Source organism: Xenorhabdus yunnanensis (assembly GCF_028598805.1).
Classification (GTDB): Bacteria; Pseudomonadota; Gammaproteobacteria; order Enterobacterales; family Enterobacteriaceae; genus Xenorhabdus; species Xenorhabdus yunnanensis.
On the sequence record NZ_JAQRFI010000027.1, the window covers coordinates 24774 to 50358 of the forward strand.

Below are 25585 nucleotides of genomic sequence, written 5' to 3' on the forward strand. Positions count from 1 at the left end.
ACTACATAGCTTGTACTGTACATAACAAACTGGAATTAACCTTCAGCCAGTTTCACCTTCATTCCCTTTGCTTCCAGCAATTGCTTCAACAAGTCACGTTTATCGCCTTGAATCTCGATTTCACCCTCTTTGACAGAACCTCCGCAGCCACATTTTTTCTTCAATTCGGCGGTCAGTTTAGCCAAAGTTTGATCATCAGCATCAATACCCGTAATCACACAAACCCCCTTTCCTTTACGACCACTGGTTTGGCGCTGAATACGCACAATACCAGCACCTTTCGGACGAGTAGGTTTTACCTTTTCTTCCTGAATGCGGCCGCCATCCGTCGAATAAACCAAGCGAGAGTTATTATCCATGAATGACCCCAATAGATTGATTAATCTGCTGTAGTGCTAACGCTGGATTTTCTGCGCGGGTAATTGGACGCCCGATCACCATATAATCCACCCCAACCTGAACCGCCTGAGGAGGTGTCATAATCCGACGCTGATCTCCCGCTTCTGCACCTTCTGGACGAATACCCGGAGTCACAAGTTGGAACGTCTGCCCACATACCATTTTCAATTGTTGTGCTTCATGAGCTGAGCAGACCACACCATCCAGGCCACATTGTTTTGTCAATAATGCCAAATGTTTAGCATGTTGTGCTGGAGTCATATCAATACCTATATCCAATAGATCAGATTGATCCATACTGGTCAGCACTGTCACAGCAATCAACAGAGGCGCATCCTTACCGTAAGGCAACAGCGCTTCTTTAGACGCTGTCATCATTCTTGCGCCACCACTGGCGTGAACATTAACCATCCACACGCCTAGTTCAGCTGCCGCCGCGACTGCTCTTGCCGTTGTATTAGGAATATCGTGAAATTTGAGATCCAAAAACACATCAAAACCACGCTGATGCAGCGCCTGAACAAATTGCGGGCCATACAGTGTAAACATTTCTTTGCCCACTTTCAGACGACAGAATTTCGGATCAATTTTGTCGACAAATGCCAGCGCTGCATCCTGATTATCATAATCCAATGCAACAATAACAGGTGAGTTAATCTGTTTAGCTAAAGTTTGAGCTGTGTAGGAAGTCATTTTTAGGCCCTTTGATTTACCAATTAACTTGAATTATTTATGAACTTTAATCACCAATGAATGTAAAAATATTCAAAAAATATTTATAAAAGTGTGTTCATAATAAATTATTTATAACAATGCATTGCTAATACTTGGCGTCGATCATAGCGGTCGGGCATTGTAATAGTAACAGTGATGGTGACAGTGTCACTGACCATCCAATCCCCGGATCGGTTTAATAGAGTCCCATGAACGACATGATGGGCAATGCCAATATAACGAGCGGGAAGTGAAGCCACATTTATGGCATCGATAATCAGGTTTCGTGCGGATTTGTTCACCTACCATATTGCGCAAAAGAATCAAGCTTTCTTTAGCTCGTCCTTCTTCTGCCTCCGTCAGATGGTAATCCATCAAACGATAAAATAGTCTCATTGTTGGATGGCGTTCCAACTGACGATTAATGTAATTCTGAGCAACATCACGCCCTTCTTTCTTCTCAAGGAGATCAGCCATATGCAGTTCAGCGATTGCACCACATTTTTCTTCTACACAACGCTGTATAAAAGCTTGCCACTCATCCGGTTGGGATAGATGTTGATAACATTCTTGCAGCATCGGCAAAGATTCACTGACTACTTGTTTATTCTGCTCAAGAATACGTTTCAAAGCATCGGTTGCTTTAGAGTATTCTCCCTGAGCCATATAAATACGGCCAAGCATAATAGAAACACGGGCACAGTTTTTGTCTGCTTGAGCCGCTTTATTCAAGTAGCCGACCGCATTAGTAAAATCGTCACTGCCCATACATTGCAGAGCCAATTCACAATAGAAATGGGCGATATCTTCCCGAAAATGGTGTTTGCCCAATTTTACTAGTTTCTCAGCAATATCAATGGCTTTATTCCAATCACTAGTGGATTGATAGATGGTCAGCAAGGAGTTGAAGGCGTTTTCACGGAAATCAGTTTCGTCAACTAGCTGAATAAACATATTTTCAGCTCGATCATAGACTCCGGCAGCCATATAGTCCCGCCCAAGCTGCTGGATCGCAAGCAAACGCTGTTCAAATGTCAGAGAAGCACTTTCCATCAGGGACTGGTGAATTCGGATAGCTCTTTCAACTTCACCACGGGAGCGGAATAGATTTCCCAGTGTTAGGTGAGCCTCAAATGTAGAACTATCCTCTTTTAGCATATCAAGAAATAAATCTACCGCTTTATCCTGCTGATTGGAGAGCAAAAAGTTAACACCATCAACATATTCACGTGAAAGGCGGGCAGCCGATTGTTGTTTATCTTGTTGAGCACTTCTGCGCCCCATATACCAGCCATAAGCGGCAGCAATGGGAAGCAACAGAAATAACAGCTCTAACATGGAGAATTATTCCTTGTTTAATGCTACGGTAGACATAACTTTTGTGGATGATTCAGATGGCTGCTCCATTTGAGTTTCCAGTCGCTTGATTTTGCGTTTTGCATGTCGCAAAGAAAAGCAGGCGCGCAGGTAAAAAACTCCACAAATACTCCAACCGAGGATAAAACCAACAGCAAACAGCGCCGCCAACAGTGTGGATACAGGGTAACTCCCCTTAGCAATCAAATAATTAAATGTCACTATTTGATTATTATTCGCTCCCAATGTCACTGAGATAATAAAAACAACCAATGCCAGTAATAAAATTAGAAAATATTTCACATTTCTTCCTGTTATCTATTGTTACTGATTAATTATGCCAAATAACAGACATAGTGGCGTGTTAAATTAGCATTTCTCGTCTACGCAAAGGAAGCAATTTATTGTAACAAACAATGATTTCCTTCTTTTTGTGATATTATCCTGCTTGTTTGCATTCAGTTCTACTGTTTTTCAAAAACAATACCACACGATACACCTTCAAAACTCTACCTACAGTTTAGTTATCATTAAAAGAACCCGGCACTTTATATGCATAATATGCATACGTATTAATAATTTCTGTTACAATGCATAGGCATGCATGCGTTGTAATCAGAGAGATTTTTTACATAATTTCAGCTAATCTCTCAACCGGTATTGTTCTGAGTATCGCAATATTTATAACGGATCAAATCAACATATGAATACAAAAATGCAGCTAAAACGAATAGCTGAAGCGAAATTGCCTACGCCATGGGGCGAATTTTTAATGATTGGGTTTGAGGAAATCAATACAGGTCGCGATCATGTTGCTCTTGTTTTCGGCGATATTACTGGCGATAAACCTATATTATCGCGGATCCACTCAGAATGCCTCACTGGAGATGCTTTATTTAGTCTAAGATGCGACTGTGGTTTTCAATTAGAAGCCGCTCTTTCACAAATTAGTCAGGAAGGCCGCGGTGTTTTGCTATATCACCGCCAGGAAGGTCGCAATATTGGTCTGCTAAATAAAATCCGTGCCTATGCTTTACAGGATCAAGGTATTGACACTGTTGAAGCCAATCATCAATTAGGTTTCGCTGCCGATGAGAGAGATTTCACCCTTTGCGCAGACATGTATAATTTATTGAATATTAATGAAATTCGTCTTCTTACCAACAACCCTAAAAAAGTTGAAATCATGATAGAAGCGGGTATCAATATCATTGAACGTGTTCCGCTAATTGTAGGGCGTAATCCCAAAAATGCTCACTACTTAGATACCAAAGCAAACAGAATGGGTCACCTACTGTTCAAATCAAGCTAAAAGTTCTCTAATTATTTTCTGCAAGATCTGCAAAAAACTGCGTCGGTGTGGGCGCAGTTTTTATTTCTGAGACAATTATTTCAACATATTACGAATAACATAATGCAAAATGCCATCATTATAGAAGTAAGCCAGTTCTGTTGCCGTATCAATGCGGCAACGGGTATCAATCATAACCTCCTGTCCATTAGCATAGATAATTTTCACCGTAATTGTTTGTCCAGGCTGAATATTAGCTAATCCAGTAATATCGATTCTCTCCTCTCCCGTCAGATTTAATGTCTTACGGCTAATGCCTTGAGGAAATTCCAATGGCAAGACCCCCATACCAATCAAGTTAGAACGATGAATGCGCTCAAAAGATTCCGCAATCACAACCCTGACCCCTAGCAATCTTGTTCCTTTCGCCGCCCAGTCGCGACTTGATCCTGAACCATATTCTTTACCCGCAATAACGGCTAATGGTATTTTTTCCTCTTGATAACGCATAGCGGCATCATAAATAGCAAGCTGGAATTGTGAAGGAATATGGCGGGTATATCCTCCTTCAATTCCTGATACCATTTCATTGCGAATACGAATGTTGGCAAACGTTCCTCGCATCATAACTTCATGATTGCCACGCCTTGAGCCATAAGAGTTAAAATCTTTTGGTGCAACACCATGTTCTTGCAAGTAACGTCCGGCGGGACTGTCAGCATTGATATTTCCAGCTGGGGAAATATGATCCGTCGTGACTGAATCCCCCAAAATCGCCAAAATGTGGGCCTGATGAATATCTGTCACCGGTTTAGGCTCAGCCATCATCTCATTGAAGAAAGGGGGATGTCGTATATAGGTAGAGTCCGGCTGCCAAGAATAAGTCGCTGAACTTTCGACGCTCAGAGATTGCCAGCTTTCATCACCATCAAATACAGCATTATATTCTTTATGGAACATTTCAGTTCTGACTTTTCCAACTGCTTCTGCAACTTCTGCATTGTTGGGCCAAATATCTTTTAAATAAACATTATTACCTTGTTGATCTTTTCCGATAGGCTCCCGCGTCAGATCCTTTTTCATACTGCCAGAAAGAGCATAAGCCACTACCAACGGTGGTGATGCCAACCAGTTTGTTTTCACCAATGGATGAATGCGGCCTTCAAAATTACGGTTACCGGAAAGCACTGCCCCAACGGTCAGATCAGATTGCTTAATCGCTGCTTCAATAGGATCAGGCAATGGCCCAGAGTTACCAATGCAGGTAGTGCAGCCATATCCCACTAAATTAAAACCAAGTTTTTCCAGATATGGCATGAAGCCTGCCAGATCCAGATAATCTGTCACTACTTTCGAGCCAGGGGCCAGTGAGGTTTTAACCCATGGTTGACGCTGCAAACCCTTCTCAACTGCTTTTTTGGCAAGTAAGCCTGCTGTCATCAATACACTAGGGTTAGAAGTATTTGTGCAGGAGGTAATGGCCGCAATAACCACAGCACCATCTTGCAGTGAAAAAGTTTGATTATTTAAAGTAATCGCTGCTGTAGTTGGTACTGCTGATAAAGGTTCTTGGGTTTTATGTATATTTTTATGGATATCCAATTCCATGGCAGATTGAAAAGCCTGTGGTACATTTCCCAATGCAACTCTGTCTTGAGGGCGTTTCGGCCCAGCCAGACTTGCTTCAACCGTTGACATATCTAACTCAAGGGTGCTAGTGAAGATAGGCTCATCCTCCGCGTTACGCCATAAGCCCTGAGTCTTGCAATAAGCTTCAACCAAGGCAATTTCTTCCCCATGGCGCCCCGTTAAACGCATATAGCCTAATGTGATGTCATCGACTGGGAAAAAACCGCAGGTTGCGCCATATTCAGGAGACATATTGGCAATGGTTGCCCTATCTGCCAGCGGCAAATCAGATAATCCATTACCGTAAAATTCAACAAATTTACCTACAACACCGTGTTTGCGCAGCATCTGTGTCACAGTCAATACAAGGTCAGTTGCCGTAATCCCTTCTTGCAATTTTCCAGTCAGTTTAAAACCAACAACATCCGGGATCAGCATAGAAACTGGTTGCCCCAGCATGGCTGCCTCGGCTTCAATGCCTCCTACACCCCATCCCAGAACTCCCAATCCATTGATCATGGTCGTGTGTGAATCCGTTCCGACCAGCGTATCAGGATAAGCAAAATCCTTACCATCCTGATTTTCATACCAAACGGCTTTTCCCAGATATTCAAGGTTAACCTGATGACAAATCCCTGTTCCGGGAGGTACAACGCGGAAACGATTAAAAGCCTTCTGTCCCCAACGTAAAAACAGGTAACGTTCATGGTTGCGTGCCATTTCTATCTGAACATTTTCTGAAAATGCCTGCTCAGTACCAAATTTATCAACCATCACCGAGTGATCAATAACCAAATCAACAGGAGATAATGGATTAACTTGTTCTGCATTTCCACCGAGTCTCAACACTGCTTCCCGCATCGCAGCAAGATCCACTATGGCTGGTACACCCGTAAAATCTTGCATGAGTACACGAGCAGGACGATAAGCAATTTCTCGGTCTGCATGACCGTTTTTTTGCCATTCCACTAACGCTTTCAAATCGTCTTCCACAACAGACTCACCATCAATATTGCGTAGAAGATTTTCAAGCAGAACTTTCAGAGACTTTGGCAGGCGGGATATATCACCCAATTGTTCAGATAACAGAGGTAAACTGTAATAGTGATAGGTTGTACTGCCAGTGGATTTGTTGACACTCGATTTGCTATCAATCGATTTACTACTAATCGAGAGCGTTGAAGCACAGTCTGTTTTCAATTTAAACGACATAACTCCTCCTTTCTTATTATTTATGGTCAGCTACACCATTAAACATAACATATAAGCAAGTATTTGTTATTCCGCAACCACACATTTTGCTAAATGGCTGTAAATTCTCATTTATTGATAAATTTTAATGATGACACCTCCAAAGTAGATATGTTTTATTCATGTTATAAGAGTTTGATTAAATTGGCTCTAAAGTTTCTACACATTTCTGGTGAGTAAATTTCAAATTACAATTTAAAAAATGCAGGTATATTCAGAGTGCTCAATGAATTTATTAAATATTGGAGATAAATTATGGATACAGAAAAAAATAAAGATTTCCAGCATTATTTAAGCCATATACAGCAAGCAGAAAAATTCTTTTCCACTGATATTAAAGATAAATTTTCCTTGTCGGATTATCAGTTAAGAGATACAGATGGCCTTGTTCAATTTATTATTACTTCAAACATTGTTGACAAAGCCAATGTCATACAGAAAATGAATGAAATCAAAAAAATACAGATCTCCCTTTCTTCAATAGCTGCCGACTACATCACTAAATACACCAATGTTCATGGCAAAGAGTATAAGACTGACATTCAATTTTGGGGAGATATCATGGCAAAATTGCCATTAATGAGCGTCATGAATATTGAAAGTCAAACTTATCAACATGAAATGAAAGGAGTTTCAATTGCAACAAATTTACTCGAACTCATCATGGATATTATTTTAAATGCAGGCTCCCCTAGTCTTAATAGTTTTTCCAATTTCCTGCAAAAACAAGGTGATGCCATTAGGCTAGGTTTAAAACGAAATGGAGATCATTATTCCACTCTCACATTAGCCAGTGCCATTGAGGCAATTGGAGTTGAAGATCGATTCATGTATGTCCCTAAAATAAAACTGTATAAAATAGATTTTAATAGAACCAACTCAGAAGTGACATCAAACTGTGCTTCTAATGAAAATATTAATGTTGAATTCACTTACTCCTCTTGTATTTCATTATTTAATTATCAAGCGTTAGAAGATCGTGATGTCAAAACAGCCTTCGATAACTTTATTCTTAAAAACCAAAAATCTTCTATCGAAAATTCTGATGATTTTTTCAGTGGTGAGTTTAAGACTGAGATTCCAAAAGAGTCATAAAATAATTGTGGCTTCAGAAAGTTGAAGATATTTTTATTAAATCAAAATCAGCAATTTTCATTTAAAAGAAAGTGAGAGAGCTAACGATAAAGAATTAGCAGAGACCCTGCAAGGACTTTTGTAATCAAATAATGGGAAGAAGATAAAGATTAAACCACCCCTTACATTCCAAGGGGTGGTTTAATCTTCTAAGCTATTCTTTATACTATCTATACTATCGGTAGTTCAATATCCTTGAACATTTCTTCGATTTCTTCATTGGAACGCAATGCAATAGCTTTATCTACAACATCACGCGTCAAATGAGGGGCAAAACGCCAAATAAAATCGTACATATAACTACGTAGAAAACTGCTGCGTCGGAAACCGATCTTAGTGGTGCTATAACTGAATTTCCCACTCATATCAATACGTACCAGATCACTGTCCTGAGTTGATTCTACAGCCATACTGGCAATCACACCAACTCCCAGCCCCAACCGCACATAAGTCTTAATCACATCAGCATCTGTTGCTGTAAATACGATCTTAGGTTTCAAACCAGCCCGCTCAAAAGCAACATCCAATTCAGAGCGTCCAGTAAAACCAAATGTGTAGGTTACTATTGGATATTCTGCCAATTCTTCAATCGTCACATTCTGTTTATTGGCAAGAGGATGTTCTTTCGTTACCACAATGGAACGGTTCCAATGATAACAAGGCAACATAATCAGATCGCTATAAAGATGAAGTGCTTCTGTTGCTATCGCAAAGTCACTGTTTCCTTTACATACCTCTTCCGCAATCTGAGTTGGAGAGCCTTGGTGCATATGCAGTGATACATTAGGGTAACGTTCAATAAAGCCCTTGATAATAGGGGGCAAAGCATATCTTGCCTGTGTATGAGTGGTCGCGATATATAACGAACCACGATCGGGATAGGTATGTTCGCTGGCAACAGAACGAATTGAATCGATTTTTGACAGAACCTCACGTGAAATACGGACAATTTCTTCACCAGCCGGAGTCACGTGAGTCAGATGTTTACCACTACGAGCAAATATCTGAATCCCTAACTCATCTTCGAGCATTCTGACTTGTTTGCTTATCCCTGGTTGAGAGGTGTACAATCCTTCTGCCGTAGAAGATACGTTCAGATTGTGATTAACTACCTCTACAATATAACGCAATTGCTGTAGTTTCATATCAGCACTGTCCCTAATAATGAAATATATGAATGTTTTGCAGTTTAATCAATGTCTATATTGCTAATCGTTATTCACTTATAACCATACAGAATATATATTTGTCAATATATAACCACTATAACACCTGCTGTATATTTATATAACAAATAATTAGATTGAGTAACTATTATCAAACGTTTGTTGCAGATATATTGTGTTTAAATTTTGCTGAAATACAAAAAAAGCCAGTCCAATGGACTGGCTTTTTAGAAAGAAAAGTTGCATTTCTGCCAAAAAAAGAAATATACCTCTAAATATATGTCTATGATATATACTCAATAAATAAGGGTATAACACATAAACTAATCATCAGATCAATTATTTCTCTTTCACAACCCAAGCACCTTCAACAAAAAATGCTGCCCATCCGGTAGCTTTACCATTTTTCTCAGAAGAAACATATTGCTGCTTAGTTTTACGGCTAAAACGGACAATTGTTTTATTTCCCTCAGGATCCGCAACAGGTGCTTCCGCTAAATAACGCAATTTCTCCGGCAAACGATCTTTGAACTGAACAAGCTCTTCAACCAATGGTGCGCGCGTTTCACGGGATTTAGGGAAAGTGTTGGCCGCTAAAAATACTCCGGCTGCACCATCACGCAGGACAAAGTAAGCATCTGATTTTTCACATGCCAGTTCAGGTAACGGAACAGGGTCTTCTTTCGGTGGTGCTACTTCCCCACTACGCAAAATCTTACGGGTATTTTTGCACTCTTCGTTTGTACAACCCATGTATTTACCAAAACGCCCCATTTTTAGGTGCATTTCTGAACCGCACTTATCACACTCAACTATTGGACCATCGTAGCCCTTGATGCGAAATTCACCTTCTTCAATCTCATAACCATCACATGCAGGATTATTACCGCATACATGCAATTTCCGTTGATTATCAATCAAATAACTGTCCATCGCTGTACCACATTTTTTACAGCGACAGCGAGCACGCAATGCATTGGTTTCAGCATCATCCCCCTCCAGAATATTCAGAATCTCATTTTCTGGAATAAGGTTAATAGTCTGCTTACATCTCTCTTTAGGTGATAGTGCGTAACCAGAGCAGCCAAGAAATACGCCTGTTGTCGCAGTACGGATCCCCATTGGGCGGCTACAGGTCGGACATTCAATTGATGTAATCACCATAGGATTCGGGCGCATTCCACCCTCATCAGGATCTTTATTGGCTACATCAAGCTGCTCACTGAAATTGGAGAAAAATTCGTCAAGAACGCCTTTCCAATCCACCTCATTATTGGCTACATGATCGAGCTGGTCTTCCATTCTTGCCGTAAAGTCATAACTCATCAATTCGTTGAAATTTTCTCCCAAACGATCATTGACGATTTCACCCATTTTCTCCGCATAGAATCGGCGGTTTTCTACTCGAACATAACCACGATCCTGAATAGTTGAGATAATTGATGCATAAGTTGATGGACGACCAATCCCGCGTTTTTCCAACTCCCTGACCAAGGATGCTTCACTGAAACGCGCAGGTGGTTTTGTAAAGTGCTGACTTGGTATCAATTCTTGCAAATCAAGTTCTGTTCCCACTTCAATTACTGGCAAAGTATTATCTTCATCCCCTTTGCGCAAAGTCAGCATTACTTTTGTCCAACCATCAAAACGCAGAGTACGGCCTTTAGCGCGCAGCTCAAAATCGCCAGCTTGAACGGTCAGTGTCGTGGAATCATATTTCGCAGGCATCATCTGACAAGCGATAAACTGACGCCAGATAAGCTGATACAATTTTTGCGCGTCAGCTTCCATATCTTTCAGTTCTTCAGCCATAACATCGACATTAGAGGGCCGAATCGCTTCATGGGCTTCCTGAGAGTTTTCCTTGCTGCTATAAACATTGACACTTTTCGGCAAATATTTGTCACCGAAATGGTTGCTGATATAACCACGAACCATTTCCAAAGCATCCTGACTCAAGTTAGTCGAGTCAGTACGCATATAAGTGATATGCCCTGCCTCATATAAGCGTTGTGCCATCATCATGGTTTTCTTGACCCCAAACCCAAGCCGTGTACTTGCAGCTTGTTGCAATGTTGAGGTGATGAACGGTGCACTCGGTTTACTGGATGTCGGACGATCTTCACGATCAATCACTTTGTATTTCGCTTTCTCAAGCAAAGATACTGCTGATTGCGTTTGTTGAGCATTTACAGGTTTAAACGGCTTTCCCTTCTCATGGGTGACTTCCATATGGAGAGGAGTATCTCCCTTAGCCATTAAATCCGCATAAAGCTGCCAATACTCTTCCGGCACGAATGCCTTAATTTCACGTTCCCGCTCAACAACAAGACGAACCGCAACTGATTGAACTCGCCCAGCGGACAACCCTCTGGCAACTTTTTTCCACAGTAGCGGGGAAACCATATAACCCACAACGCGATCCATAAAACGGCGCGCTTGCTGAGCATTAACGCGATCAATATTCAATTCACCGGGTTTATCAAAAGCCTGTGTGATTGCATTTTTGGTGATTTCATTGAATACCACCCGACTGAAACGGGAAGCGTCCCCACCAATCACTTCTCGCAGATGCCACGCAATAGCTTCTCCCTCTCGGTCAAGATCCGTTGCAAGATAGATGCGATCAGCTTTTTCAGCCAGCGTTTGCAGCTCTGAAACAACTTTTTCTTTGCCTGGCAAAATTTGATAGTTCGCTTCCCAACCATGATAGGGATCGACGCCCATACGGTTTATCAGTGCCGTTTTCTCATCTTTTTTTACTTTCTTTTTATTCTTATCGGTAGATGAGCTTGAACTCTTTTGACTCACTGTTCCACTCGTCGGCAAATCACGGATATGACCCACACTGGATTTCACAACGTAGTCATTCCCCAGATATTTATTGATTGTTTTGGCTTTTGCCGGGGACTCCACTATAACAAGAGCTTTAGCCATAGTTACCTTTACCTAATTATCTTCTTTTCAGATGGCGAAAATCACGGCGTTATGTTGCGATATATAAAATAAAACCTCTTTTTATATTGCGATAGATTTGCAAGATATCAACTAATTTTTATCTTGTACTTTTGCTTAAGCGCAAAACTCTTTGAAATATTTAGGGTATTTTATATACCAACATAGGCCATGCAATTGTATGATTTAACAATTGTAAACAAAATCTTCCATCTGCATGACGAAAAGCCCACACTCTACCTGATAAAAAACGATGCGCAACAACTTATTTCTTGAAAGAGCACAATAAATGCAAACTGAAATCATTCCAATTAAGCGAGAACAGTTACTGAAAAAAGCAAATAAAATCATTGAGACACACGACGATTTTATACAGGGAATGTGCGCAGAGAGTATGGAACAAAAAGGTAGAATATTAGTATTTCGAAGCGAGTATTTTCTGGATGAAAATGGATTACCTGCCGAAAAAAGTACCGCTGTGTTTAATATGTTTAAACATTTAGCACATATATTATCCAAAAAGTATCGTTTAGTTGATTAAAAAACTAACAATATCATTCCTGCCTGATTGATAAGCTATCAATAAATATGCGGACAATAAAGGATACAACAAGATTTCCTCTATTGACCCGCATTTTACTCGTATAATACTTGCAATGATTTCAATAACTGAGTTCAGAAACTTTTTTGAATCGGTTTAGCACATAACCTGGTTTAGTACATGCTTATGTCAGTTTGTCACCATATACAAGCAATAATAAACGTTTGTAGCTATAACAGCTTTCCGTCATAACCAATTCCTTCATAATAAAGGCTTTTCTCCCCTTTGCCACCAACGCATAAACAGTTTATCAACGTTTTCCATCGCACTACCCATAAAACGCTCTATGACACGTTTGCGGCGAGAATAGTTGACGCCAATAACTTCATAGCGTTTGATTTTTTCAATCAAGAAATCATCGCTAACACCCATGTCATCAATCAGTCCATTCTCTTTTGCTTGCATACCATACCAATACTCACCAGTTGCTACTTTTTCCACATCCAAAGATGGACGATGTTGATGAATAAATGATTTGAATAACTTATGCGTTTCGTTCAAATCTTCCTGGAATTTCTTACGGCCCTGTTCAGTATTTTCGCCCAGAACAGTCAAAGTACGTTTGTACTCGCCAGCAGTATGCAATTCCACATCAATATCATTTTTCTTCAACAACCTATGAATATTTGGCAATTGCGCCACAACACCAATGGAGCCAATGATCGCAAACGGTGCGGCAATGATACGGTCAGCTACACAAGCCATCATATAACCACCACTTGCAGCAACTTTATCCACGGCAACCGTCAGATGTACCCCTTTCTGTCGCAAACGAGCCAGTTGAGATGCTGCCAGTCCATATCCATGAACCACACCACCAGGGCTTTCCAGACGCAATAACACTTCATCATTTTTGTCTGCTACTGCCAATATTGCACTGATCTCTTCGCGGAGGGAATCCACCTCATGAGCATCCATACTGCCTTTAAAATCCAAAACATAAAGATTCGGCTTCTGTAAACCTTTATGGCCAGTTTTGGCTTCTGTTTTTTTCTGTTTGGCATCACTCTTTTGCTGCTTTTTTAATGCCTTTCGCCAGATTTTCTGTTCTTCTTCGCCCATTCTAGCCTGCTGCATTTGACGCTGCCTTTCCTTGTATAATTCACCAAGATTAGTCAGTTTCAATTCTCCTTTGTGCATTGTTTTACGCACACCTAAGCCGATACAAACTACCGCCAGAACGGCGATTGCTAAAACCACCGTGAGTACTTTAGCTAAGAACAATCCGTATAGAGACAAATATTCCACAGATCCACCTTTCATTAATTTATGATGAACAATATGTTTCATTCTAACTAAAAATCGAAAGTCTTACTCTAATAGTTTGTTTAGTACTGCTGTAGCCATAAGCACAAATTTGACGGGAACCTTAAGTTTTGTTCTTATGATAACCCGCATGTGCCATTCTGAAATGGCAAATCATAGATTCATAAGCAATACAGGAAGATTGTCCGATGTTTGATTACCAACCCAATAACGATCTGCTGCAACAAAAAATTATTTTAGTAACCGGTGCTGGCGATGGAATTGGGCGTGAGGCCGCGCTGACTTATGCCCGTCACGGCGCACAAGTTATTTTGCTGGGGCGTACAACTGCGAAACTGGAAGCAGTGAAGCAACAAATTGAAAACGTTGGCGGTTTGCCTGCTGATGTTTATACGATGGACCTGCTGACTGTGACCGCAGAAGAATGTCAAAATTTCGCCAACAACCTAACACAGCGTTATTCACATTTGGATGGTGTTTTGCATAATGCGGGGCTTCTGGGTGTCGTTGCCCCTATCATAGAACAGCCTGTCCAACTTTGGCATGAAGTGATGCAAGTGAATGTCAACGCCACTTTTATGCTGACTCAGGCGTTAATTCCTCTTTTATTGAAATCCACCAGCGGTTCTTTGGTACTTACCAGCTCCAGTGTCGGTCGCGAAGGCAGAAGTAGCTGGGGAGCCTATGCTGTATCCAAGTTTGCCACAGAAGGCTTAATGCAAGTTTTGGCGCAAGAATATCAAAACACGTCCCTGCGCATTAACTGTATAAACCCCGGCGGAACACGCACCAGTATGCGAGCGAATGCCTTTCCTGATGAAAACTCTTCCAAGTTAAAAACCCCAGCGGATATTATGCCTGTCTATCTTTATGTAATGGGAGACGACAGCCGAAATGATTCCGGTATCAGTTTTGATGCCCAACCCGGTCGCAAAGCGGGGCCTGCCGAATAATGACCAGAGATAACAGCCAGTATCAAAAAAGGCAGCAACGCCTGAAAGAAAAAGTCGATGCCCGCATTGAAGCCGCACAACAAGAACGGGGGATCGTCATCGTATTCACCGGAAACGGTAAAGGAAAAACCACCGCTGCATTTGGCACAGTCTTTCGTGCAATCGGTCATGGACAGCGTGCTGGCGTTATCCAATTCATTAAAGGAACTTGGGAAAGCGGTGAAAGAAACTTGCTGGCGCAACAAGGTGTTGAATTTCATGTGATGGCAACTGGTTTCACATGGGAAACACAAAATCGTGAAACAGATACCGCTGCCTGCCAAACCGCATGGAAACATGCTGTGAGAATGTTATCCGATCCTTCATTGCATCTTGTGATGCTGGATGAATTGACTTACATGACCAGTTACGGTTATTTAGAACTTGCCGATGTTTTGACTGCCCTCAAACAGCGCCCTTCACATCAAAGTGTGATTATCACAGGCAGAGGATGCCATCGAGAATTACTGGAATATGCCGATACAATTACGGAAATGCGTCCGGTAAAACATGCTTTTGATGCCGGAATCAAAGCACAAAAAGGCGTTGATTGGTAGCTAATTGGTGTAGTTGATGAGTGTAATTGATTGATAAATGAATCCGCTGTTTCAGTTTGTATCAGCATTTATACTAAATTTATGCTAATCAATATTGAAACAGCGGCTTAGGCGTATTAACGACCTTTAGATGTCGTCTTCCTGCCAGCATTCTGGCGAGAACTGCTTGCCGGACGCTGCTTCCCAGCTGGGTGGGATGCAACCTGTGCATGTCTTCTTACTGCACGGCGGATTTGGTTAGCTTTAATGCGACGCTGATCACGTTCAACTGCAACCTTTGTCACAACTTCTTCGTCCAAACCAACCAACTGACGTAAATAGTTAGTCTGTTCCAGTCCCAACTCAGTCCAGCCAGCACGCGGCAAGCCTTTCGGCAGATCAATATCACCATAACGCACACGGATCAGGCGGCTGACCTGAACACCAACAGTTTCCCACAAACGTCTGACTTCACGGTTGCGACCTTCTGTCAAAGTGACGTTGTACCATTGGTTGATCCCTTCACCACCTTTAAAAGCGATGGTTTTGAATGAAGCCGGGCCATCTTCCAATTGCACACCTTGCGTCAGTTGACGTAGTTTTGCATTATCCACTTCACCAAAAACGCGAACCGCATACTCACGCTCAACTTCGCAGCTTGGGTGCATCAAACGGTTAGCTAACTCCCCATCGGTAGTAAACAGCAGCAATCCACAAGTGTTAATATCCAAACGCCCTACTGCAATCCAGCGCGCGCCCTGCATTTTTGGCAGGCGATCAAATACCGTCGGACGGCCTTCAGGATCATGACGGGTACATAATTCACCTTCCGGCTTGTAATAGGCCAGAACACGACAAACTGATTTCTGTGGTTCTTTGATATTCAAAATCCGTCCATCCAGACGAATTTTTACTGAGAGTTTAACTTCAATTCGATCACCCAACTTTGCGGTCTTGCCATCAATGCTGATGCGCCCTTGTTGGATATATCCCTCGATTTCGCGACGAGAGCCATGGCCAGAACGCGCGAGAACTTTTTGTAACTTTTCTGTTTTATCGCTCATTGAGCAACCTCTATTGTCGCCTTCACAGGCGTCGTATATATTAATAAATAAAAAATTAAATCGTGTACTTTATAAAAAAGGCGTGACATCACCTTCGCCTTCACGAAGAATTACTGGTGAATCCCCAGTTAAATCTACTACCGTTGTCGGTTGCTGCCCAAGATAACCACCGTGAATAATTAAATCAACTTGTTTACCTAATGTATCCTTTATCTCTTCGGGATCGGATTCGGCAAAATCATTACCGGGTAAAATCAGGCTGCAAGACATCAATGGTTCACGCATCTCTTCCAGCAGCGCCAAAGCGATAGAATTAGAAGGAACACGCAGACCAATGGTTTTACGTTTTTCGTTCATCAATCGGCGAGGCACTTCTTTTGTCGCCTGTAAAATAAATGTGTAATTACCCGGCGTGTTATTTTTGATCAACCTGAACGCCTGATTGTCCACATGGGCATAAGTTGCAATTTCAGACAGATCACGACACATCAGAGTAAAATTGTGATGTCCTTCCACTTGACGAATACGACATATACGGGTCATCGCATCCTTATTTTCAAGACAGCAACCAATGGCGTAACCTGAATCAGTAGGATAAATGACAACCCCACCCTTTTTCAGCACTTCCACACATTGGTCAATAAGACGTTTCTGTGGATTATCAGGGTGGATATAAAAAAACTGACTCATAACGATAACCTCTATACTTCTACGCAGTCCCTAACGTGACCAGTCGTGCCATATCGGTACAACATCACCGGGTAACCATAAATTGCGCCCAAGTTCTATCCATGAACAAGGTTGGTGAAAATCCGATCCTAATGATACTTTCAAGCCATATTCTCTTGCCAGTTGACCAAGTTGTTGCCTTTCATTAGGTGCTTGCTGGCACTGTGCAACTTCCATTGCATCACCACCATGTTGTTTGAACCAGGCTATTAACCGTTTCAGCCACTTCATCGACAAATCATACCTGCCGGGATGAGCAATCACAGCTTGTCCTCCTGCCTGATGAATGGTTTCAATAGCCTGCTCAATTGTACACCATTGCGGCGGGACATAACCGATTTTTCCCTTTGCCAGATATTTTTTAAAAACTTTCGGAATAGTGGGTTCAATTCCTGCTTCTATCAGATAACGTGCAAAATGACCGCGTGTGATCTGCCCGCCATTCGCCAATCGAGATGCACCTTCCCAAGCATCAGGAATACCCGATTTGGCTAATCGCCGTCCGATTTCGATACCGCGCTGTTTCCTTAAATCAACCTGATTAATTAAGAGTTTTCTTAAAGAGACAGAGTTGATATCAACATTTAAGCCAACAATATGGATTTCAAAATTTTCCCATAATGTCGAAATTTCAACGCCGGATACCAAGGTTAATGGCAGATTATTTTGCTGGATATGGTTCAAGGCTGGCGGAATACCTGCCGTCGTATCATGATCGGTGATTGCCAGTACATCAATGCCCATAGAGATGGCTCTGTCCACGAGCAGCTCTGGTGATAATACACCATCTGAAGCAGTCGTATGGCTATGCAGATCGTAGCGTCTTGTCATTTCACTGACGGCTTCAGTCATTGTCCTGTACCTGTTTATTGGGTGGGAAACTAGGGCACTATGTATCAAGTTTTATCGAGTGATATCAAGTACGAAGCAGGGATAATAGCACAGGGATGGAGTACAAGGGGCGAATTTACTGGTTAGACTTAGTTTTTACGTAATATGTGATGGACAATAAAACCAGCCCTACAAAGAGAGCTGGTTTATCTTTATTAATCACATATACGATGTGGTGGACAAGGGGGATCTGCATTAGGTACAACTGAAAAAGAAACGCTGGCTGACGGATTTTTCCCGCAAGACTGGGTAGAAGCATGTAGAGTATAATTTCCAACATTCAATAGAAATCCCCCAGCTCTGAACCCTCCATGACTCCAGTTTCCCTGATTGTCAACTTTAACCTTTGCTGTATTTTTATGCCCCGATGACGATTCAACTACTTCAAGAGAAACTTCCGAATTAGGCGTTCCTGTACCCGACATATTGACCCAAGCTGAAAATTGATTCCAAGAAAATGGTTCATAAGCTAATCCATTCCAAGGCTCAATAACCCGAAAATCTGTATGAATAACATTCAGCTCTTGATTCACTATGGTGCCAATAAGATAATCATTTGGTGTAAACGATTGTGTCGCTGTCAGATGATATTGTCCTAACCCAACATCATCTATGCGACAAATCCAGCTACCATCTTTTGTTGAAGCTTGTGTTGTCCCACAAGTGTTACCGGATTGTGCTGTTAGAGAAATATAGGCACCTTTTGTTGCCGTTCCGGTGACGAATACAGATGTCGGTTCGTTTAAGTCCTGATTTGGGCAAAATGCACTCGCAGTAGAGTCAATTTTGATATCTTGTATACCATACATAACCTTATAGTGCCGCTTTACCGATTTATTCATGGGCTTATCATTTACCCATTGCTGCGCTAGAAGCTCATGTATTCCCGGAACAGATTGAACATTAGGACAGTTCCAATCTTGATTTTCATTAACTAAAACATCACAAATCTTGTTACCTGAAGAAGAAACAGTAATATGTGCACCTATTTGTCCTTTTCCAGTAATTTCATACTCTTTTGTGGTAATAGACTCTCCTTCTGTCGGTTTTAAAACTGCAATATCCCGTACACCATATATCACTTCATAGTCTCGTGTTATTGGCTTGCCTGACGGTGCATCATCCACCCACTGTTGTGCCAAAAGCCGATAAGCGTTCGGTATAGACTTTATTTCTTCAGGACAAATCCAATCCTGATTTTCATTGACGTCAACTTCACAAATCTGCTTACCTGCAATAGACACAGTAATTCTGGCTCCCGCTTGTCCTTTACCTTTTATACTATAAGTCGGGGTTGCAATTTGTTCTTCTTCTGCGGGTTCAAGCACACGCATTTGCAAATTGTCCCCATAACGCACTTTAAAGCTTCTGTTAATTTGGGAACCGGCATCATCCACCACCGCCACATCATAATCTCCCGGTACAGAACTGTAAGGCCCGCATGACCAAGTGTAATCTTCCTCATTGAGCTTCGCGACACAATCATCATAATCACCAAATGCTTTTACGGTCACTGTCTTGGCATTACTCGGCATTGTTCCGCTGAACGTATAGGAAGGTGTTTTTATCACCTCATCTTCCTTGGGTGTTTCCACGGTCAACGTAGTCTCACCGGGATTGGGTTCTATCTTAAACGTGACTTTCGCTGTGGATTGACGCACCTTGTCCAAAAACGCTGTTGCTACCAGTTTTTGCTCCCCTTTGACTGCGGTATCCAAGCCATAGACCCACTCCCAATGACCTTGTTCATTGACGATGGCACCATCCTGACAAACCTGTGGCAAGACTTTTTGAGCCAAGCAGACCATTGTACCCGGCTCACCCGTTCCTTTCGGCAAGATATCTTCAAGATGCCGGTATACCCCGCCATTATGCGGTTGTGTGATGGTGACTGGCGTAACTGTTTTTGTCTGGATCTCAAAAGAAATAACTGCTTTTGAATCTAATGCGTTATCAATAAACTGATCGACTGAAATGCTATATTTCCCCTCTTCAGGTTGATAAGACCCACAAGACCATTTACCCGATGAATCAACGGTAGTATTACAATCTTTAGCGCTACCAAAGCCTTCGATATAGACCTGAGCACCTTTTTCCCCAGTACCTGAAATCGTAAAAGGCAGGGTTGTTATCTTCGCGCCATACGCAGGGGTTATGATTTGTATTTTGGTTTTCGTGACTTCATACTTACGCGTAACTTGTGAGGTTCTTTCATAAGTATCGCCTAATTGCCCTAATTGGGCTGAGCTTGTTTTTTTATACTGGGCAGCATAAAAGAAGAATTTCCCTTCGCTAGTCGTTTTCAGGACAGGGTTATTAGGACATAACCATTTTCCTCCTTTATCCACAGTTGCCGTGCAAATGATCCCCTCACTTGAAATCGGTAAGGTCATTTTTTCTGGCGGTAAGAGATATTCAGAACCTGTAACAAAAACAAGTTGACCGGGGCTTCCCTGACCTTTAATAGAAATTTCATCGTGTAATCTATACTGTTCATCCGGTTTAGGTTCAGTAATACGCATCGGAATAGTAAAAGTCCATTTAATCGGATCACCTACGTTCACTCCATTTTGAGTTTCCTGCAACTCCATTGTATAAGTATCGCCACCTAAAATATCTTCAGGATGAATAACAAACTCCCAAAAAAAACCAAAAGCCCCGCTGAATAAGGAGGCAATTCCTTCAACCGCCCCAAAAATCGCCCCAAAAATACTACTTAGAAAACCACCAAATCCACCTCCGCCTCCTCCAGAACCACTAAGTGTGCCAGAAAAAGTGATGGGGTTATCCGGATCAACGGTTGAATTATTCTTAGGGTTTTTTACTTCAAATTTTTTCTTTTCTGGCTCATCATCGTCATTTTTATCTTTAACAGTAATATGTGTAACGTCTGTAGCAACTATTTTTCCTTCTTTTATTAATTCAGCGGTCAACTCATAAGTACCTGCTGGAAAAGTTATTGGCTTTTTACAATCCCAATTACCATTATCACTGACAACAGCCCCCGAACAAATTATCGTTTCTTGTGCTATGTTTTGATTATTATCCACCAACTCTGTCGATGAAGAATCAATCTTACGTCTTTTAACATCGACTTCATCTCCTGGCTCATTAGAACTTCCTGATAAAAAGCTTGGATCGCCTACAGTTTCAGTTTCTCCCTCAGAGATACTTTTAATTTCAACACTAGGCTTTTTTATATGAAAATAACTTTTATTAAATGGCAATTCTCTTAAATCCTCTTTAATATGTTTCAATCCTAATGGATGATATTTGTCTGCCAACTCAATATAATACAGCCCATCATTCAATGAGGAAGGAGGAGAAATATTCCAATTCGGAAAGTTAGGCTTACCAAAATAAGTTCCATATTCTATTGATATTTCAGAAAAGTCTTTACCATTTTCTAGTGGGATTTTTAAATAAATATCCTTATCCTCTTTTCTATAACATTGGGTTTGTCCTGGAAATAAAGGTAAATCGTCATTTTTCTTCATGCATATTGAATATTCCGAAGGTAAAAATTTATCACCATTCGGTAAAGTATAACCTTCATTATCACCTCCATAACCGGAAAATTTTTGATCTTTAAGTGAAGAAAATTCAATTTCTTTTGGATTAGTTTCTTCATACCTATTATTTTCATAAAATGTAGGAGATAGATAAAAATCTAAAAAAATATCTTTACTCCACAATATTGAATCAAACGGATCAATGTTTTCAATTTTTTGCATTATTCCCATAGGGAGAGAACTTGGAGAAGAATAAGGATCATCCCCTCTTGAATTCAGCAATCTAAATTTATCTTTATTATCATTAGCATTTCTACAATCTAAAAAATTTTGTCTGAAAAGACAAATCAATTTTGCTGATTGATCGTAGCTAACGTTAAAATTCAGCATTTTTCTATATGTACTATTTATATCTTTTTTAGCTTTTACTTTTGTATTTTTATTGGGTTTAAAGACTATATTAATCTGATCGTGTAAATTTATATTATCTGTCTTTTGGCTTGCTATTATTTCATATTCTACCTCATCATTACCATATTCAATTTCATCAATAAATTCATCTTTTATAGTGCATGACCAAAAGCCATAATCAGTTGTTTTTATTTTATTTTCATTATTTAAGTTTTTACAAGCATCAAGTTGAGTATAATTACTCTCACTCTTATTAGTTTTCAATACAAGTGTAACATTTGAGCCAGGATCAGCGTACCCACGAATCATAAAATTTTTAGTAAAAACTGTTGTTTTATCTGCTGGATAAATAATACCAAATTCTTTAGAAATAGCAGGTATTTTTGCTTGAACAGTATCTTCTCTCCATGGTTTGTCTCGTGCATTTACCTCTTTAACTGTAATAGCTACTTTATGGTCTTTCTCTTCATTAATATTTTCAGTAAATAAATCATTACGTGGAATTTTGCACTGCCATTCTCCTTGAGGATTAACTTTTTCCTTACATGAAACTAATTTTTCTTGACCCTCATTAATAGAATAAGAAAGCTGAATTTTACTAAATGGCTTTCCCCAGCCTTTGACAAGAATATTATCACTTCGTTTCGTTAAGTTTTCTTGCCAATCCGGAGTGTCAATCCAAATCTGATTCATATATTTAGCAAACCATTGGCCAGGAAAAAATTTCTTGTTAAAACCAATATCATCATGTTTTCCAGTAATATCTGAAACCCCAAAAAAAGGATAATAATTTTCATCATCTGTTGTCTTTTCTACTTTAAACGCTTCAAATCCAAAAGAAGTTACACCAATAATTGTATCTTTCCATATTATTGGCCCACCAGAATCTCCCGATTGTATAATCCCTGGTTTCAAGCCTTCCTTTTCATTTGCTTTTATGATCAATCCGTGTCCTCGAAAATAGTCATAAGCCGGATTAACTATTTTCACATCAGCTCGGTGCTGAACTCCATCACTTCTTATTTGTTGTCCTGTTGTTTTATCGATACCCAGAAAGCCATAACCATAACTACTAGATTGATAATAATCTTCATCTAACGCTTCATAGGCAGCATCATAATTAAAGAAGCGGCGAACACGCCCAAACTCTTCCAGCTCTACTTCTTTCTCCAACTTTATAAGTGCAAAATCATGATAATGCCCTTCGTCATTATTTTTATATATTATAAAATTACTGGTTAATGCAGTGGAAATCTCTCTTTTTTTAAAGTCCATCACATAATATTTTTTCGCCCCTTTTTCTTCACAGTGTCCAGCAGTTAAAACATAGTTTGGCGCGATTAATGAACCACTACAGAGAAAATTCTTTTGACTATTTTCATCTTCATAATAAATACTAATAACCCAAGGTTTGCATTTATCATCTCCAGTATCATTACAACTCACAACACCTCCAACAATAGCTTCTAAAGGTGGGGATTTTGATTCAGAATCAGAAAATGATTGACTGAAATAAAATAAAAAAAACAATATAAAAGCAGTTCTAAAAGCAATCATAACAACCTCCTTTAATATGGATGATAGTTACTATTGATTAATGCAATTCATTCCAGAATTACCACCTATACATTTAATTTTCTTTTCATCTCTCGCTGCATAATTTTCGCTATCGTTGTATTCCTGAAAAGTAAAAAAATATACTCCTCTCTTAGCATAATGTTTATTTTTTGAGTTCCAATTACCTTTTTCATTTGGAGCTACTATTTCTTCTATATTAACTTCATCAGATAATATTTCGACTCCGGGTTTTAAGGAATTAGCTCTATCCTCAGATCTAATATGTGGCATTGATGTTCCATAAAACTCAGTAAACACATTATCTTTTTTAGCTTCTACCGAAAAAATTTTAGAGCTAAGTATTATCACTTCATCACTACTGCTTTCAATAGGAACCTCTGCCGTTTCAGTATTACTAACAGTAATTTTCATAAAGCCTACAGGTACATTTTGAGCTACGGTATTCCATTTATTGTAACCAACACCAGTAATAGATAAACCACTTGAATAATTTCGATAATTTAAATCAGAAATATTACCATCAATAATGGTTTCATCAGCAGCTTTACCCTCAATTGAGATATTTTGCACATCATCAGTTGTTGAGGAAACCACTTCATAATTTTTAGGCTTAGTTATCTTAATTGGACATAATGGCACCATGTAAGAAATTTCTTTTCGTCCCGATAAATTAGTAAAGTGAAATTGGCTATTAGTCTGTAGGTCTAATTTACTGGATACAAAAGCTTTATAATAAACAAAACAAACAGCTTCTAAATTATCTAATCTCCATTCACCAGTTTCAATATTAACTTCTGGTGTGTATTCTTTCGTGGGAGAATAAACTATATTATCTTCATTATACCCCGTTATATGCACTTTAATACTTTTTGCATCAGAAACAGTATCACTATTAACCAAACCTGATAAGCTATATTCACCAGCAGAAATCACCTGACCATCTTGCATTGAAGTAATAATTTCTTCACATATTGGCCCATTAATAGTTACACCAGTATTTTCTATATCTTTAATACTAATTGTTCCGGATATACCACAATTTATCCAGACTTTCGCACTCCACTGATCTTCTGATCCGTCTTCAATCTCAACTTTATATACTTGATTGTCAAAACTAGTTACCAACAAAGGTAATGATTCATCTTTCATCAAACCTTTTCCCATTATCATAATATAATTATGTGAGGCATTATATTGTGTATTGGGAGAAGTGATTTTTGGTATTTCCCAGTTATTATCATCTGCTATAGTTATAACAACATTACTTGGTGGGTTACTAACGCCATAGCCTATATTTAAACAATCTACACCATCACAGGTAGCTGTTACTTTAAGTTTGCAACTACTAGTATCAACTCGAGTATACCATAAACTCATACTTCCAGTAATTATTGGAAAAGGAATAAAATTAACATAAAACTGTATATCACATGATTGATACTTTTTACTTTCCTTATAAGCTTCAGCCGTCCAATTTATATACTTATCTTCACCTAAACACCATGGTATAATTGAATCATTATTATCTTCAATTCCTTGGTTTATTCTTTCACCAGCTATTAGATTAATATTACCATTCCCTGTTTTATACATACACTTCTCATCAGTACGCTTAATATTCAGCATGTCATATTTACTATTATTGATAAAAGTTAAATTATAGTACCTATAGAAATCATCCCTTTTATTATTTGTTTTTCCCCTATTATCGATGTTAATTGGCCCCATTTCTCCTTTAACCATTTCTATTGCATTAGCATGATTATAAAAAATTAATACAATAAAAAGTAACATAATATATAATTTTGTTTTACTTATTTTCACAGTACTACCTCCTTACTTAAAAGGAAATATTATTTTACGATATAATCGAGTTTCTTAAGTACATTAACACTATGAAATTAAATTTCTAATTGGATTATTCTTATAAATGCAAACAATATTAATTATATTGCATGAAAAAATATAGGAAATAATAAAAGTACACGCCAGTAAAACCAAAATAAAAGAGAGTCTTAGTATTTTATCTACATTCTCAGGTAATTTCACTGCTACAGACATCAAAAAAACCATTGACAAGTTGAACTCGATCCACTCTACTAGTACACGG

Annotated in this window: 18 protein-coding genes; 5 read left to right on the forward strand and 13 right to left on the reverse strand. The window is 39.6% G+C overall.

All coding sequences use genetic code 11. From position 1 onward, the window contains the following. Positions 1–35 precede the first annotated feature (35 nt). From yciH to PSI23_RS12410, 4 genes are all read right to left on the reverse strand, one after another. On the reverse strand, positions 36–359 hold the full coding sequence (gene yciH / locus PSI23_RS12395; RefSeq protein WP_273555390.1) for a stress response translation initiation inhibitor YciH: 324 nt from the start codon (positions 357–359) through the stop codon (positions 36–38). Further along, positions 352–1092: an orotidine-5'-phosphate decarboxylase gene (gene pyrF, locus PSI23_RS12400; RefSeq protein WP_273555391.1), complete on the reverse strand. Its 741-nt coding sequence runs from the start codon at positions 1090–1092 to the stop codon at positions 352–354. The genes yciH and pyrF overlap by 8 nt, the downstream gene beginning before the upstream one ends. A 189-nt stretch (positions 1093–1281) precedes the next feature. Next, entirely contained in the window at positions 1282–2451 is a 1170-nt protein-coding gene (lapB, locus tag PSI23_RS12405; RefSeq protein ID WP_273555392.1) for a lipopolysaccharide assembly protein LapB, read from the reverse strand. Positions 2452–2457: 6 nt separating this feature from the next. Then, positions 2458–2772 (reverse strand): LapA family protein, encoded by a 315-nt coding sequence (locus PSI23_RS12410; protein ID WP_273555393.1) that lies wholly within the window; start codon positions 2770–2772, stop codon positions 2458–2460. A gap of 412 nt (positions 2773–3184) precedes the next feature. Here PSI23_RS12410 and ribA point away from each other — a divergent pair, with 412 nt between their 5' ends. Next, positions 3185–3781 (forward strand): GTP cyclohydrolase II, encoded by a 597-nt coding sequence (ribA, locus tag PSI23_RS12415; RefSeq protein WP_273555420.1) that lies wholly within the window; start codon positions 3185–3187, stop codon positions 3779–3781. A gap of 75 nt (positions 3782–3856) precedes the next feature. Here the strand turns inward: ribA and acnA are convergent, their stop codons facing one another. Beyond that, the gene (gene acnA / locus PSI23_RS12420; RefSeq protein ID WP_273555394.1) at positions 3857–6601 is read right to left on the reverse strand and encodes an aconitate hydratase AcnA; all 2745 of its coding nucleotides are present in this window, start codon (positions 6599–6601) and stop codon (positions 3857–3859) included. Positions 6602–6895: 294 nt separating this feature from the next. On the opposite strand from acnA, the gene PSI23_RS12425 reads away from it, so the two are divergent. Next, positions 6896–7735 (forward strand): Evf family palmitoylated virulence factor, encoded by an 840-nt coding sequence (locus PSI23_RS12425; protein ID WP_273555395.1) that lies wholly within the window; start codon positions 6896–6898, stop codon positions 7733–7735. A gap of 209 nt (positions 7736–7944) precedes the next feature. Here the strand turns inward: PSI23_RS12425 and cysB are convergent, their stop codons facing one another. Next, the gene (cysB, locus tag PSI23_RS12430) at positions 7945–8919 is read right to left on the reverse strand and encodes an HTH-type transcriptional regulator CysB (protein ID WP_273555396.1); all 975 of its coding nucleotides are present in this window, start codon (positions 8917–8919) and stop codon (positions 7945–7947) included. A gap of 360 nt (positions 8920–9279) precedes the next feature. Continuing rightward, positions 9280–11877: a type I DNA topoisomerase gene (gene topA, locus PSI23_RS12435; RefSeq protein ID WP_273555397.1), complete on the reverse strand. Its 2598-nt coding sequence runs from the start codon at positions 11875–11877 to the stop codon at positions 9280–9282. Positions 11878–12184: 307 nt separating this feature from the next. Here topA and PSI23_RS12440 point away from each other — a divergent pair, with 307 nt between their 5' ends. Further along, positions 12185–12436, forward strand: a complete 252-nt coding sequence (locus PSI23_RS12440; RefSeq protein ID WP_273555398.1) for a DUF2498 family protein — start codon at positions 12185–12187, stop codon at positions 12434–12436. Positions 12437–12697: 261 nt separating this feature from the next. Here PSI23_RS12440 and sohB read toward each other — a convergent pair whose 3' ends face one another. Next, entirely contained in the window at positions 12698–13744 is a 1047-nt protein-coding gene (gene sohB, locus PSI23_RS12445; RefSeq protein WP_273555399.1) for a protease SohB, read from the reverse strand. A 206-nt stretch (positions 13745–13950) separates the two neighbouring features. Here sohB and PSI23_RS12450 point away from each other — a divergent pair, with 206 nt between their 5' ends. Beyond that, complete coding sequence (locus tag PSI23_RS12450) at positions 13951–14715, forward strand: YciK family oxidoreductase (RefSeq protein ID WP_273555400.1); 765 nt, start codon at positions 13951–13953, stop codon at positions 14713–14715. Then, positions 14715–15311 (forward strand): cob(I)yrinic acid a,c-diamide adenosyltransferase, encoded by a 597-nt coding sequence (cobO, locus tag PSI23_RS12455; RefSeq protein WP_273555401.1) that lies wholly within the window; start codon positions 14715–14717, stop codon positions 15309–15311. Before PSI23_RS12450 ends, cobO begins: the two co-directional genes overlap by 1 nt. 116 nt (positions 15312–15427) lie before the next feature. Here the strand turns inward: cobO and rluB are convergent, their stop codons facing one another. The 5 genes from rluB to PSI23_RS12480 form a co-directional block, all read right to left on the reverse strand. After that, positions 15428–16354: a 23S rRNA pseudouridine(2605) synthase RluB gene (gene rluB / locus PSI23_RS12460; protein WP_273555402.1), complete on the reverse strand. Its 927-nt coding sequence runs from the start codon at positions 16352–16354 to the stop codon at positions 15428–15430. Positions 16355–16423: 69 nt separating this feature from the next. Continuing rightward, the gene (locus tag PSI23_RS12465) at positions 16424–17044 is read right to left on the reverse strand and encodes an L-threonylcarbamoyladenylate synthase (protein ID WP_273555403.1); all 621 of its coding nucleotides are present in this window, start codon (positions 17042–17044) and stop codon (positions 16424–16426) included. A gap of 30 nt (positions 17045–17074) precedes the next feature. Then, entirely contained in the window at positions 17075–17935 is an 861-nt protein-coding gene (gene rnm / locus PSI23_RS12470; protein ID WP_273555404.1) for an RNase RNM, read from the reverse strand. A gap of 194 nt (positions 17936–18129) precedes the next feature. After that, the gene (locus PSI23_RS12475; RefSeq protein ID WP_273555405.1) at positions 18130–23454 is read right to left on the reverse strand and encodes a trypsin-like serine protease; all 5325 of its coding nucleotides are present in this window, start codon (positions 23452–23454) and stop codon (positions 18130–18132) included. Between the two features lie 30 nt (positions 23455–23484). After that, positions 23485–25299 (reverse strand): hypothetical protein, encoded by a 1815-nt coding sequence (locus tag PSI23_RS12480; protein WP_273555406.1) that lies wholly within the window; start codon positions 25297–25299, stop codon positions 23485–23487. Positions 25300–25585: the final 286 nt, after the last annotated feature.

Coding starts and splice junctions, on each gene's coding strand:
- yciH (WP_273555390.1), bottom strand. CDS start 359: ATGGATAATAACTCTCGCTTGGTTTATTCGACGGATGGCGGCCGCATT.
- pyrF (WP_273555391.1), bottom strand. CDS start 1,092: ATGACTTCCTACACAGCTCAAACTTTAGCTAAACAGATTAACTCACCT.
- lapB (WP_273555392.1), bottom strand. CDS start 2,451: ATGTTAGAGCTGTTATTTCTGTTGCTTCCCATTGCTGCCGCTTATGGC.
- ribA (WP_273555420.1), top strand. CDS start 3,185: ATGCAGCTAAAACGAATAGCTGAAGCGAAATTGCCTACGCCATGGGGC.
- acnA (WP_273555394.1), bottom strand. CDS start 6,601: ATGTCGTTTAAATTGAAAACAGACTGTGCTTCAACGCTCTCGATTAGT.
- PSI23_RS12425 (WP_273555395.1), top strand. CDS start 6,896: ATGGATACAGAAAAAAATAAAGATTTCCAGCATTATTTAAGCCATATA.
- cysB (WP_273555396.1), bottom strand. CDS start 8,919: ATGAAACTACAGCAATTGCGTTATATTGTAGAGGTAGTTAATCACAAT.
- topA (WP_273555397.1), bottom strand. CDS start 11,877: ATGGCTAAAGCTCTTGTTATAGTGGAGTCCCCGGCAAAAGCCAAAACA.
- PSI23_RS12440 (WP_273555398.1), top strand. CDS start 12,185: ATGCAAACTGAAATCATTCCAATTAAGCGAGAACAGTTACTGAAAAAA.
- PSI23_RS12450 (WP_273555400.1), top strand. CDS start 13,951: ATGTTTGATTACCAACCCAATAACGATCTGCTGCAACAAAAAATTATT.
- cobO (WP_273555401.1), top strand. CDS start 14,715: ATGACCAGAGATAACAGCCAGTATCAAAAAAGGCAGCAACGCCTGAAA.
- rluB (WP_273555402.1), bottom strand. CDS start 16,354: ATGAGCGATAAAACAGAAAAGTTACAAAAAGTTCTCGCGCGTTCTGGC.
- PSI23_RS12465 (WP_273555403.1), bottom strand. CDS start 17,044: ATGAGTCAGTTTTTTTATATCCACCCTGATAATCCACAGAAACGTCTT.
- rnm (WP_273555404.1), bottom strand. CDS start 17,935: ATGACTGAAGCCGTCAGTGAAATGACAAGACGCTACGATCTGCATAGC.
- PSI23_RS12475 (WP_273555405.1), bottom strand. CDS start 23,454: ATGATTGCTTTTAGAACTGCTTTTATATTGTTTTTTTTATTTTATTTC.